Source organism: Sphingomonas sp. CFBP 8760, assembly GCF_014841615.1.
Lineage (GTDB): Bacteria > Pseudomonadota > Alphaproteobacteria > Sphingomonadales > Sphingomonadaceae > Sphingomonas.
Genome location: NZ_JACYUG010000008.1, coordinates 139,448 through 152,701 on the forward strand (window position 1 = coordinate 139,448; position 13,254 = coordinate 152,701).

Here is a 13,254-nt window from a genome sequence, read left to right on the forward strand (position 1 = left end):
TCATAGAGCGCGCTCTCTAATCGACCGGTCTTTCCGTTCCACTAATGCGGTGATCAACGACGTCGGACGTATCCGTCGGTCATTCGGCCGGGATCGCGCCCGCCGGCAGTTGATCGACCCGCGGCATCTCGCCGCGCATCGCCGCATCGAACCGGTCGCGATCGAGCGCGCCTTCCCAGCGCGATACGACGACGGTGGCGACCGCGTTGCCGATGAAGTTGGTCAGGCTGCGGCACTCGCTCATGAAGCGATCGACACCCAGGATCAGCGCCATGCCCGCGACCGGCACCGTCGGCACGATCGACAGCGTGGCCGCCAGCGTGATGAAGCCCGCGCCGGTCACGCCCGCCGCACCCTTCGAACTGAGCATCGCGACACCGAGCAGCAGCAGCTGCTGGCCGATCGTCAGGTCGACGTTGCAGGCCTGCGCGATGAAAAGCGCCGCCAGCGTCATGTAGATGTTGGTGCCGTCGAGGTTGAACGAATAGCCGGTCGGCACGACCAGCCCGACGATGGACTTCGGGCAACCCGCCCGCTCCATCTTCTCGATCAGCGAGGGCAGTGCGCTTTCCGACGACGAGGTGCCGAGCACCAGCAGCAATTCGGCCTTCAGATAGCTGATGAGCTTGAAGATGGAGAACCCGGCGAGCCGAGCGACCACGCCCAGCACGACGATGACGAACAGCAGCGCCGTGAGATAGAAGGTGCCGACCAGCATCGCCAGATTGGCCAGCGTGCCGACGCCATATTTGCCGATGGTGAACGCCATCGCGCCGAACGCACCGATCGGTGCCGCCTTCATGACGATCGACACCAGCTTGAAGAACGCGATCGACACGTCTTCGAAGAAGTTCAGGACGCCCTCGCCCCGCTCACCGATCATCGCCAGGCTGATGCCGAACAGGATCGCGACCAGCAGCACCTGCAGGATGTTGCCTTCGGTGAAGGCGGACAGCAGCGTGTCGGGGATAATGCCGGTCAGGAAACCGGTGATCGTCGTGTCATGCGCCTTGGCGGTATAATCGGCGATCTTGGTGGTATCGAGCGTCGCGGGATCGATGTTGAGGCCCGCGCCCGGCTGGACGACGTTGGCGACGATCATGCCGACGATCAGCGCCAACGTGGAGAAGAAGAAGAAATAGATGAAGGCCTTGCCTGCGACGCGGCCAACCGACGCCAGATCGCGCATTCCGGCGATGCCGGTGACGATCGTCAGGAAGATGACGGGGGCGATGACCATCTTCACCAGCTTGATGAAGGCGTCGCCCACCGGCTTCAGCGCTTCACCGGTCGATGGATAGAAATGGCCCAGCAACACGCCGGCGATGATCGCGACCAGCACCTGCGCGTAGAGATGGCGATACCATGGCCGGGCGACCGGTGGCGTGGCGGTGGACGGTATATCGAGAGTCATCGTCGGGCCTTTCATCCTCGTGGTGGGCAGTGCCATCTCTGCGGATGGTTGCGTGATGCCTGATTGTGGATCGAATCGCCGTGATGGAGCAAGCGACATGCCAAGCCGCGCTATAATGTTGAATATAGACAATATTATCTGTGGAAATGGAATGGACACAGCGGTCATGCGGCATACCCGAACGCTGAAAGTGCCGAAATTTGCACATGCCGGCGGGGCGCGTTAGGCAGGCACGATGCTGATCGATCCACTTCGTCGCTGGTGGCGCTGGACGTTGGTCGCGCTGCTGCTTCCCGTGGCGGCGGCCTGGATCGTCGGGTCGATCGCCGAACGACGCGCGCTGAACGCGCTGGAGATGCAGGCGGGCACCGATGCGCGGCTGCGCCAGGCTTTGTTCCAGAGCGAGGTCGCCCGGTTTCGCCTGCTGCCGCTGGCACTGGCGGGGGATCGCGATCTGCCCGCCGCGCTGGTCGCGGCGGGGGAGGCGCGACTGGCGTTGAACCGCAAGCTCGAAGGGCTGGCCACCACGACCGGGGCGGCGGCGATCTACGTCCTCGACCGTCAGGGGCGGGCGATCGCGGCCAGCAACTGGCGTACGTCGCGCAGTTTCGTCGGGCAGGATTACGCCTTTCGTCCCTATTACCGGCTGGCCGAGCGTGACGGCGCCGCCAGCCAGTTCGGGCTGGGCACAGTCAGCCGCAAGCCCGGCCTGTATCTCAGCCGCCGGGTCGATCATGACGGGGTGATCGTCGTGAAGCTGGAATTCGACCGGATCGAACGCCAGTGGCGGCAGGCGGAGGGCATCACCTTCGTGACCGATGACATGGGCGTGATCCTGGTCACCAGCAGGCCGGACTGGCGGTTCCGGACGACCAGGCCGATGTCCCCGGCGGTGACGAAGCGGTTGCAGGCGGAACTCAAGTCCGGGCCGGGATCGCTGCGTCCCCTGCCCTTCGGTCTGGCCAACGAACGGCGTCGCGTCCGCCTGTCGCCGTCGTCTGAACAGATGGTGCATGCCGCCTTGTCGCCGGCGGACGGATGGCGGCTGCACCTGCTGGCGCCCGCGGCCAGGCAGGTCCGCGGTGCGGTTCGCAGTGCCCAGTTCGCCGCCGCCTTCGCGGTGCTCGCGCTGATCGGCGTCGCCTGGGGTATCGCCGAGCGCTGGCGCAGACGCGCGGTGCAGGTTGCCGCCGCCGCCGCGCGGACGATCGAACTGGAAGCCGCCGTCGCCGCGCGGACCGGCGAACTGCGCCGCGAGATGGACGAACGGGTCGCCAGCGAGGCACGTGCCGAGACGCTGCGCGAAGGCTTGCGGCAGGCGAACCGCCTGGCGACGCTGGGCCAGATCACCGCCAGTGTCGCGCACGAAACCGCGCAACCGGTTGCGGCGATCCGGACCTATGCCGTCAACAGCGAACGGCTGCTCGACCGGGGCGACGAAAATCAGGTAAGGGCGAATCTTCAGGCGATCGGACGGCTGGCGGACCGGATCGGCACCGTGACCGCCGAATTGCGCGGGTTCGCCCGCAAGGGAACCGGCGACATACAGCCGATCGCACTCGCCGAGGCGATGGACGGCGCGCTGCTGATCCTGAAGGGGCGGCTGGCCGGGATCAACCTGTCCATTCCCCCGATCCCGCCGGAGTTGCGGGTGATGGCGGGCAAGGTGCGGCTGGAACAGGTGCTGGTCAATCTACTCCAGAACGCGGCGGAGGCGCTGGCGGGTCAGCGTTATGCGACGATCACGGTATCTATCCGTCAGGCGGGCGCGTATCTGCTGGTCGATATCGCCGACAACGGCCCCGGCATCGCACCGACGGTGGCGGACCGGATATTTACCCCGTTCGTTACCAGCCGGGCGTCCGGACTGGGGCTGGGGCTGGTGATCGCCCTGGACATCATGACCGACATGGACGGCAATCTGGAACTGATCCCGTCCGACCATGGCGCCTGTTTCCGGTTGAAGTTGAGGCGCCCGGCATGACCGCAACCGACGCGGACGACATGCCGGTGGTCGCACTGGTCGACGACGACGACGATCTGCGCACCGCACTGGCGCAGACGCTGGATCTGGCGGGATACCGCGTCGTACCGTTCACGGGAGCGGAAGCGGCACTGGCGGCGATCGATCCGGCATTTCCGGGGGTGGTCGTCACCGATGTGCGGATGCCGCAGATCGGGGGAATCGAGCTGTTCCGTCGGCTGCGCGAATGCGATCCCGACCTGCCGGTGCTGCTGATGACCGGTCATGCCGACGTGCCGATGGCGGTCGACGCGTTGAGGGCGGGGGCGTGGGATTTCCTGACCAAGCCGTTCGATCCGGAAGCGCTGCTCGCGGCACTGGCGCGTGCCGTCGCGCAGCGATCACTGGTGCTCGACAACCGCCGGCTGCGCGCGCTGGCGCTGGTGACGGATGCCTCGCCGCTGGTCGGGCGCTCCGTCGCGATCGAACGGCTGCGCGATACCATCGCGGTGGTCGCACAGACCGATATTGATATCCTGATCGAGGGGGAAACCGGGACCGGCAAGGAACTGGTCGCCCGGCTGATCCATCGTGGCGGGCGGCGGGCGCGGGCGCCGTTCGTCGGGGTCGCCTGTGCCGCGCTGCCCGATACCCTGCTGGACGAGGAGATGTTCGCCGCGCGCGGTACCGTCGCCGCGGCGCGCGGGGGCACCTTGTTCCTCGACGATATCGACCGTGCCTCCCCCGCCCTCCAGGAACGGCTCGTCCCGCTGGCGGAGGATCGGACGTTGCGGGTCGCCGGCGGGCATGATGCGATGCCCGTCGATCTGCGGCTGATCGCGACGGCGGACGATCAGGCGGAGGACCGGGTGCTGCCGGCGCTGTTCTACCGGCTGGCGGCGGTACGCCTGCGCATCCCGCCGCTGCGCGAGCGGCTGGACGACGTGCCGCTGCTGTTCGCGCATCTGGTCGACACCGCTGCCGCACGGCTGCGGCGACCGATCCCGCCCCTGACCCATGCCGTGCGACAGCATCTGGCGACGCATCGCTGGCCGGGCAATGTGCGCGAACTGGCGCATTTCGCCGACCGGGTGGTGATCGGGCTCGAAGGGGTGGAGGCGGACCACCTGGCCGCCGCCGCGACGCTGCCCGAACGCGTCGACGGCTTCGAACGACAGGCGATCATCGATGCCGTGACGGCGGCCGGGGGCGAGATCGGGGTCGCGATCCAGCAACTCGGCCTGCCCCGCAAGACCTTCTATTACAAGGTGCAGCGGCTGGGGATCGACCTGACCACGCTGCGCCGGTCGATCGCGCCGCCCCGTCCATAGCGTTCGCCGCCGGACGGGATCGACCGCATCAGCGGCACGGTGGCGCGAAACAGGGCGCCCGATCGAAATCGGTGCGCGTGAAGGGGCGATCGCGGAAGAGATAGCCGTAGTAGAACTGGCGCAAGCGGCGGTGAAATACTCGCACCCGGTCCTGATAGGCGAGTTGTGCGGTCAGATCGGTATCGGCGAGCCGCATCAGCAATGCCTGGACGCCGACCGACGGCAGCAGCCAGCCGAGTGCGCGACCGGCGGCATCGCGCGCCTCCAGACCCTGTCGATAGGCCCGCACCCGTGACGCGACGCTGTCATCGCCGTTCTGATGGAAGGCGAGATACCATTTGTAATGGAATGCCGTTCCGAGCGGCGCAGTATCGGACCATTCGGGATAATTCGCATAGAAGCGCCGCATCGTATCCTCGCGCGGGATATCCCATGCGTGGTTCACCGCCTCCCGCTGCGCCAGCGCGATCTCCGATCCCTGATCGACCGGGATGGCGGTGTTGATCGCGACGTTCGCCAAAGTCGGGACGATCAGGACCAGCACCAGCCACGCTGCCGCCAGCGTCGCGGCGTTGGTGACTGAGCTCCAGCGCCACCGCCCGATCAGCGCGGACAGCCCCACCCAGAACAGCAGATAGCCGAGAGCGACCACGGATACCGTCAGGATCGCGACCGCCGACACGCCCTCGATCACCGATGCGATCACGAACGGAGCGCATAACGCGATCCACAACAATCCCAGTCGCAGGGCGGTGCGCCGCCGCCACAATCGCCGTCCGCCGTGCGCCAACGCATCGAGCATCCGCTGCCGACCCGCCTCCCGCTCGCCGGAAACCAGATCGTGGAACAGGGCGATCACGAACAGTGGTGCCAGGAACACCAGCACGAAGGCGAAATCGAACCGGCCCGGCAGCGCCGCCTCCGGATTGAAGATATCGCCGTCGTATATCTGTGCTTCCAGACCCAGCGCCCGGACGCGAAGGATGTAGGGCGAGACGTCACGCATCCCCAGGGCCGCGAAGGCCAGCGGAGCGGGCGCGTCCCAGGTCGGATGGAAGCTGTAATAGGCGGCGCTGCCGGCATCCCCGGTGCGGTCGACATCATCGGCGACCGCACCGATATCCTCCGCCTGTGCCGCCGGGATCGCCGCGATGGCGGCGCGCTGGCGTGCCACCTCCGCCATCCCGGCGGCCAGTGCGGCCGCGGTCAGCGACGCGAGCAGGATCAGCGCGATCACGATCAGACGCTGTCGCAGCAACAGCCGGAGTTCGAGGCGCAGCAGGTTCATCGCCCTGCCCCCAGCCGACGGGTGGCGAGCATCAACAGCGTGGAGGCAACCGCCAGCCAGCCGATCACGACGACCAGCCCCGGCAGCGCCGCCGCGGCGAGCGTGCCGCCGCCGGGGGCAACGAAGCGGAAATCGGGGATCGCCTGCCAGTGATCGGCGCCGATCCGCTTACGACGATCCGCATCGGCGTCGGTGGCGCTGTCGTCGGCATAACTGACGCCGGCGGCTTGCAGGTGATTGAGCCGCTGGACGAGCGCATAGCGATACGCCTCCGCCTGCTCCATGAAACGGCGATGCCCGGCGACGTCTGTACCCGCCGCGGCCATCGACAGCGAGCGCAGCGCGATCGTGGGACTGACCAACCCGACCGCCGCCACCAGCCGGTTCTGACCGGCCTGCGCGGCAAAGCTGGCGGCGGCATAGCGATCGAACAACGACGAGGTCATCCGCTCGCCCTCGACCGCGACCACGCCCTTGTAGTTGACCGGCAGATCCTCGACCTTCGCCACACCGTAATGGTTCAGCACCGATCGCTTGAACGCCGCGAAATGGGGATCGTCCGGATCGTGGCTGTCCCCCATCCGCCGCAGGTCGCGGGCGATGGCGACGTCGGTCTGGAACCGGTTCGTCAGCGGGATCGCGGCACTGGCGATATCGGGAGCGACACGGGGCAGCAGCACGACCGCGACCGCCCAGATCGCCAGCAGCGCCAGCAACGCATCGCGGCCGCGACGGACCAGCGTGGAGACGAGCAGGATCACCACCGTCCACAGCAGGAGATAGGCGGCATAACCCAGCACAATCGCCAGTATCGGCCAGGCCAGCGCGCCCGGCTGGCCGGCGACCGCGACGAGGCCGATCGCGGCAGGCGTGGCGGCAAGCAGCGCCACGGTGCCCAGCGCCAGCAGCTTGCCGCGCACCACCTGCCCCCGGCTGGTGCCCTGCAACATCAGCAGCCGCAGCGTACCGCGCTCCGTCTCCCGCGCCAGTGCGCCGTAGCCCAGAAAGATCAGCAGCAATGGCGCCACGACCTGAAGCATGAAGGCGGGCGTCAACTGGCCGAACCGGATCAGCAGCGAACTCTGCCGGACGTCGCCGAAATTGGCGGTGTTCTGTCGATGCCCCTCTAGGAACATGCTGCTGCCCGTAAAGGCGTCCACCCCCGGATCGAAGGCGGCGAGCGGCCCGAGCGGCCGGAAGATGAAGGTGCCGTAATGCACCATGCGATGCGGGTGCCGGTCGGGCTGGGCATCGAATGCGGTGTCGGCGGCATGGGCGTGGCGATCGCGCAGGGCGGCGATGCTGCGCTGGTGCGCGAACGAGCTGGCGGTGGCGACCAGCGTCAACAGCACGAGCAGCACGATCGCGATGAACGCGACACGGTTGCGGGCCATCATCCGCCACTCGTCGCGGGCGATCAGTCGAACGACGCTCATGCCGCCGCCCACCCGTCGCCGATTTGGAACCGGGCATGGAGGGCACGCACGTCGAACCGCTCCGGCCCGTCCGCCGTCACCGCATGGGCGACGCCCCCGTGTTCGAGGAAGGCGATGTGATCGGCGATATCGGCGGCGGACAGCAGATCATGGGTCACCATCAGGACGGCGGTACCGCGTTCCCGCACCGCGATCAGCAACGCGTTGAAATCGGCGGTGGCGCGGGGGTCCAGTCCGGAGGTCGGCTCGTCGAGCAGCAGCACCGGCACCTGCCGCAACAGCGCGACCGCGATCGCGACCTTTTGCCGCATCCCTTTGGAAAAGCCGCCGAGCCGCTGGTCCCAGGCACGTTCCTGCAACCCCGCAGCCGCCAGCGCATCGACGATGGCGGTCCGCCCCTGCCGTTCGCCTGACAGGGCCAGCAGGTAATCGGCGTTCTCGACCGCCGAGAGATGATCATAGAGCGCGACGTTTTCCGGCAGATAGGCGATGCGCCGCCGGGCGGCATCGGGCTGCGCGACGGGATCGATCCCGCATATCGTCACCGTCCCCGATTGCGCGCGGGCGAAGCCGAGCAGGACGGACAGGGTGGTGGACTTGCCCGCGCCGTTGCCACCCAGCAAGGCGGTGATGCTGCCGGCGGGAACGGCAAGCGACAGGCCATCCAGCACGGTGTGGCGATCATAGATCAGGGTCAAGTCGTTGATAAGGATCGGATCGATCGTCGTCGGCATGCGTACCTCAAGCGTCGCGGGCGGACCCCATGCGACATCCGGAGCGATGTAACAAGATATCATTGACGATGATACATCATTACCGTCATAAGCCGCCGGGTTCTGGCCACGCCCCGGGCGTCGCCGTGTCGTGCGAAGGGGAAATCGACTTGCGTATGTCCATGGGCGCCGCCTCGGCGGCGGGTGCCTTTCCGTTTGCCGTCGCCCTGTCATGCTCGGCGGCCTGGGCGCAGCCCGATGGCGACGTGCCCGCCGAACCCGATCGCGACGAGATCACCATCACCGGTGTCCGCCAGTCGTATCGCGGCAACATCGCGGTGCGCGAGACGCCCCAGGCGATCACGACGATCGACGAGGCGGTGTTGCGGGACAACAACATCGTCCGTCTGACCGACGCGCTGGACCTGAACGCCTCGGTGGTGCGGCAGAACACGCTGGGGGGGCTGTGGGACAGCTTCGCCGTGCGCGGGTTCGCGGGCGACGAGAACCTGCCCAGCGGCTATCTGGTCAACGGGTTCAACGCCGGGCGCGGGTTCAGCGGTCAGCGCGACGTGGCGGGGATCGAGCGGGTCGAGGTGCTGAAAGGGCCCGCGGCGGCGGTGCTGGGTCGAGGCGAGCCGGGCGGATCGATCAACCTGGTCACCAAGCAGGCGCAACTGGGGCGCAGCTTCGGCAGCGCCGCCGTCCAGTATCGCAGTTTCGACACCGTTCGGGCGGAGGCGGATGCGAACCTGGCGTTGACCGGCAACCTGACCGCGCGTCTGATCGGCTATGCCGAGGCGGGGGATACGTTCCGCGATACGGTGGCCCAGAAACGCTGGGGATTCCTGCCGTCGATCGGCCTTGGCCTCGGTGATGCGACGCGGCTGACCTATGATTTCGAATGGACACGGGTGGAGGTGCCGTTCGATCGCGGCATCGTCGTCCTGAACGGCGAGTTCGACACGGTGCCGCGTACCCGCTTCCTCGGGGAGCCGAGCGACGGCGATACCGTCGCACGGGCCACCGGGCATCAACTGCGGCTGCAACATGATTTCAGCGATGGCTGGAGCGTGTCGATCGGGGCCAGCCATCGCGACACCCGCCTGACCGGGGCATCGTCGGATGCGGAGACGGTGCGTAACCGGCAGAAGCTGTATCTCGATGGTCGATCATTGTCGCGGCAACGGCGGACGCGGCGCTATACCTCCGAACACAGCGTGCTGCGTGCCGAGATCGCCGGCGAGTTCGAGACGGGGGCGTTGCGCCACCGGGTCCTGATCGGCGGGGATTACGACCATTTCGACACGGACCAGTTCTTCACCCGTTTTCGCGGACCGGTGGTGACATCGGCGACGACCGATCTGGCGGGTTACGTGATCGACCTGCTGGACCCGGTATATGGTCGTTATCCCGTCCCCGTCACCGCGCCGATCACCAACCGGCTGGACGTGCAGCGGACCATGGGCGGCTATGTCCAGGATCAGATCAGCCTGACCGACCGGCTGCAGGTGCGGATCGGCGGACGATACGACGACTTCCTGCTGCGCGTCGACAATCGCCTGACCGGCGTGACGGGCAAGCGCCAGCGCAGCCGGTTCAGCCCGCAGGCGGGGATCGTGTACGAACTCGTCGATCCGGTGTCGGTCTATGCGGCATATGGCGAGGGATATCGCGCCAATATCGGCGCCGATGCCGCCGGCAACGTGTTCGAACCGGAGACAAGCCGGTCGATGGAAATCGGCCTGAAGCTGGCGTCGGCGGACGGCCGGCTGACCGGCACGCTGTCGGTATACCAGCTCCGGAAATCGAACGTCCTGGCCACCGATACGCTCAACCCCGGCTTTTCGGTGGCGATCGGCAAGGCGCGCAGCCGCGGGATCGAATTCGACCTCAACGGCCGCCTTCCCGGCGGTGTCGATATGCTGCTGAGCTATGCCTATACCGACGCCGAAGCCCGGTCGAGCGTGCTGGACCCCAATTTCTCCTTTCAGATCAGGCCGGGCGATCCGCTCATCAACATTCCCCGTCACAATCTGAATGCCCAGGCGGCAAAGCGGTTCGCGGTCGGCACGCGCAAGGCGTCGCTGGGGGCCGGCGTGCAATATGTTGGAAAGCGCAACGGCGAGACGGGTACCGGCTTCACCTTGCCGTCGCACGTGCTGGCCCGCGTCTTCGGGCAGGTGGAGGTGACCGAGGGCGTCGAACTGTTCGGCACCGTCGCCAACCTGTTCAACGACCATTGGTACGCCAACAGCTACTCGCCCGTCTGGGTGCAGCCCGGCGCACCGCGCACCGCCACCATCGGGCTGCGTGCCGGCTTCTGACCCGGAGATCCTGTGCATATCCGTCATCGACCGATCCTCGCCGCTGCCCTGTTCGCCTGCGCGGCGGCGTCGGGGCAGACACCTGCCCCGCTTCCCGGCCTGCCCGCCGCGATCCTGCCGCCGGTGCTACCCTGGTCCGGTGCGAGCGAGCGGCTGATCGTGGCGCGAGACGATCCGTGGATCACGCCGGCGGAGCGCAGCGGTTTCGTCACGACACCGCGCCAGGCCGAAACGCGGGCATGGCTCGAACGGCTGGATGCCGCCTCGCCGCTCATCTCGATCGAGACGTTCGGACGCACGGGCGAAGGCCGCGATCTGCTGCTGGTCCGTGCGAGCAAGGGGGCCGGCAAGGACGGCAGGCCCAAACCCGTCGTGCTGGTGCAGGCCGGCATCCATGCCGGCGAGATCGACGGCAAGGATGCCGGCCTGATGCTGCTGCGCGATATCGCGTCGCGCGGCAAGGACGCGCTGCTCGACCGCGTCGATCTGGTGTTCGTGCCGATCTACAATATCGACGGGCATGAGCGGATGAGCCGATGGAATTTCCCGGCGCTGCGGGGCCCGCTGGAAAAGGGATATGTCGGCAACGCCCGCAACATCAACCTGAACCGCGATTACGCCAAGGCCGACGCGCCCGAAACGCGCGCGATGATCGCCCTGCTCCGCCGGCTCGACCCGATCCTCTATATCGACTGCCATGTCAGCGACGGCTTCGACATGCAGTACGACATCACCTTCACCTATGCCGGCTGGGGCCGTTATGCCTATCACCGCGCGACCGCCGACTGGCTGACGGAACGGTTCGGCCCAAAGGTGATGCAGGTGCTGGACCGCGCCGGGCATATCCCCACGATCTACCCCAGCCCGGTCGACACGCGGAGACCGGCCAGCGGCGTCCGCCAGGCCCCCGAAGGCCCCCGCTATTCGACCGGCTACGGCGACTTCATCGGTGTGCCGACCGTGCTGGTCGAGAACCATATGCTGAAACCCTATCGGCAGCGCGTGCTGGGCACTTATGTGCTGCTGGAGGCGGCGCTGGCGCTGGCGGCACGCGATGGCGATCGCATCGCCGCCGCCAAGGCAAGCGACCGTTCCAGCCGGCCGGCGACGATGCTGGCCCGCTGGCGACCGGCCGCGCAGCCGGTCGGCTGGGTCGAACGGTTCCGGGGTATCGCGTTCGATACCTATCGCTCACCCGCGACGGGCCGGATGGAACAGCGATGGACGGGCCGGCCGGTGACTTTCCGAATGCCTATCATCGGACAGGAACCGGTCCAGACGGTAACGTTACCCAGGGCATGGTGGGTGCCGGGCGAACAGGCCGAGGTGATCGATCGGCTGCGCCTGCACGGTATCCGTTTCGAGACGACGGCAGGTCCGCGACGCCTGCCCCTCGACCGGGTTCGGTTGCGCGACGTGGTGGTGCAACCGGCGCAGGACGGCCGGCTGCCGATCAAGGCGTCGTTCGTCCATGAGCCCGTGGTCGAGACCCTGCCCGCCGGCACGATCCGCGTTCCCGCCGACCAGCCGCTCGGTCTGCTGGCGGCAGCGTTGCTGGAACCGGAGGCGCCGGATTCGCTGCTCGCCTGGGGGTTTTTTCCCGAAATATTGTGGGCACCATCCCGCGCCGAGGATTTCGTCGAGGCACCGCTGGCGGAAGCATTGCTCGAACGGGATGCGACCATCCGGGCCGCGTTCGCCGCCAAGGTGGCGGCGGAGCCGGCGTTCGCGGCCGATGGCGCGCGACGCCTGGCCTGGTTGCGCGAACGCCTGCCCGGTCGCGACCGGTTCCATCATGTCTATCCGATCTGGCGCGAACCGTGACCCCGATCGGTCACCGGTCGGTCACTGGCTGGCCGGCTGGACTAAGGGCGGCTGCATGGCCTAGATGCAGGACATGGATATCGACCCGCTCGCCACCGCCATCGACCGCGCCCGTGCCTTTGCCGCCACGGTCGATGCCGGCCATGTGATCGATGAGGCCACCGGCTTCACCGCCGACAATCTTCTGGCCCTGATCGCCGCGGCCGCGCCGCCGACCCGGGAGGACGCGATCGTCGACCAGCTGGGCGATCTCGCCTGACGACCGCCGGACGAGGTGGACCACGTCCGCCTGCAGTGAAAGACTGACCAGATGTGCAATCGCGCCCGCAATCTCGGCGAGCCGGAGGAGTTGTTCGAGCGATTCCGGATCGACTGGCTGACGCCCAAGCCGATGGACAACCGGTTCGATCCGCGGGAACTGCGCCCGTTCGGCCGGGCCTATGCCATCCGTCGCGAGGACGATCGTACCGGGCTCGACGTGATGGAATGGGATGTGCTGGCGGGCGAGGCGAAGCAGGCCGGTCGCAAGGTGGCGCAGACCAATGTCCGCAGCCTGCACCTGCCGCAATGGCGCTCGCTGGTGGCCGACCCCGCCAACCGCTGCCTGATCCCGCTGACCGAATTCTGCGAATGGGCGCGCAAGCCCACCGACCTCGGTGACGGCAAGAAGCCGATCAAGGGCGAAATGTGGTTCTCCGTCACCGACCAGCCGATGTTCGCGGTCGCCGGTTTCTGGCGGCAGGTCGGGGATCAACGGTATTTCGCGATGGTGACATGCGATGCGAACGATCTCGTCGCCCCCATCCATCCCAAGGCGATGATCACGATCCTGGCGCCCGAAGATCACGACCGCTGGCTGACCGGCGATTACGACGATGCGCGGGCGTTGCAGCGCCCCTACCCCGCGGCGCGGATGACGGTACGGGGGCCGGTGTTCCCCACGCGCGAGGGATGATCG

General features: G+C 67.3%; 10 protein-coding genes. 6 read left to right on the plus strand and 4 right to left on the minus strand.

Going from position 1 to position 13,254, the window contains the following annotated elements:
* Positions 1-79 precede the first annotated feature (79 nt).
* Positions 80-1,414 carry a dicarboxylate/amino acid:cation symporter gene (locus IFT82_RS12025; protein WP_192127000.1) on the minus strand — a complete coding sequence of 445 codons (1,335 nt, stop codon included), beginning with the start codon at positions 1,412-1,414 and terminating at the stop codon, positions 80-82.
* Between the two features lie 235 nt (positions 1,415-1,649).
* Between IFT82_RS12025 and IFT82_RS12030 the strand changes: the two genes are divergently transcribed.
* Positions 1,650-3,398: a sensor histidine kinase gene (locus IFT82_RS12030; RefSeq protein WP_192127002.1), complete on the plus strand. Its 1,749-nt coding sequence runs from the start codon at positions 1,650-1,652 to the stop codon at positions 3,396-3,398.
* On the plus strand, positions 3,395-4,708 hold the full coding sequence (locus IFT82_RS12035) for a sigma-54-dependent transcriptional regulator (RefSeq protein WP_244646712.1): 1,314 nt from the start codon (positions 3,395-3,397) through the stop codon (positions 4,706-4,708). The genes IFT82_RS12030 and IFT82_RS12035 overlap by 4 nt, the downstream gene beginning before the upstream one ends.
* 28 nt (positions 4,709-4,736) lie before the next feature.
* Here IFT82_RS12035 and IFT82_RS12040 read toward each other — a convergent pair whose 3' ends face one another.
* From IFT82_RS12040 to IFT82_RS12050, 3 genes are read right to left on the minus strand one after another with little or no spacing between them, the layout of a single operon-like run.
* A complete protein-coding gene (locus IFT82_RS12040) occupies positions 4,737-5,996 on the minus strand; it encodes a DUF3526 domain-containing protein (protein WP_192127004.1) in 1,260 nt (419 codons plus the stop codon).
* Entirely contained in the window at positions 5,993-7,432 is a 1,440-nt protein-coding gene (locus IFT82_RS12045; protein ID WP_192127006.1) for an ABC transporter permease, read from the minus strand. The genes IFT82_RS12040 and IFT82_RS12045 overlap by 4 nt, the downstream gene beginning before the upstream one ends.
* Complete coding sequence (locus tag IFT82_RS12050) at positions 7,429-8,166, minus strand: ABC transporter ATP-binding protein (protein WP_192127008.1); 738 nt, start codon at positions 8,164-8,166, stop codon at positions 7,429-7,431. Before IFT82_RS12050 ends, IFT82_RS12045 begins: the two co-directional genes overlap by 4 nt.
* A 155-nt stretch (positions 8,167-8,321) precedes the next feature.
* On the opposite strand from IFT82_RS12050, the gene IFT82_RS12055 reads away from it, so the two are divergent.
* The 4 genes from IFT82_RS12055 (at position 8,322) to IFT82_RS12070 (ending at position 13,251) form a co-directional block, all read left to right on the plus strand.
* The gene (locus tag IFT82_RS12055; RefSeq protein ID WP_192127074.1) at positions 8,322-10,472 is read left to right on the plus strand and encodes a TonB-dependent siderophore receptor; all 2,151 of its coding nucleotides are present in this window, start codon (positions 8,322-8,324) and stop codon (positions 10,470-10,472) included.
* 18 nt (positions 10,473-10,490) lie between these two features.
* Complete coding sequence (locus IFT82_RS12060; RefSeq protein ID WP_446740968.1) at positions 10,491-12,296, plus strand: M14 family metallopeptidase; 1,806 nt, start codon at positions 10,491-10,493, stop codon at positions 12,294-12,296.
* Positions 12,297-12,369: 73 nt separating this feature from the next.
* Positions 12,370-12,555: a hypothetical protein gene (locus tag IFT82_RS12065; protein WP_192127012.1), complete on the plus strand. Its 186-nt coding sequence runs from the start codon at positions 12,370-12,372 to the stop codon at positions 12,553-12,555.
* 51 nt (positions 12,556-12,606) lie between these two features.
* Positions 12,607-13,251 carry an SOS response-associated peptidase family protein gene (locus IFT82_RS12070; RefSeq protein WP_192127014.1) on the plus strand — a complete coding sequence of 215 codons (645 nt, stop codon included), beginning with the start codon at positions 12,607-12,609 and terminating at the stop codon, positions 13,249-13,251.
* Positions 13,252-13,254: the final 3 nt, after the last annotated feature.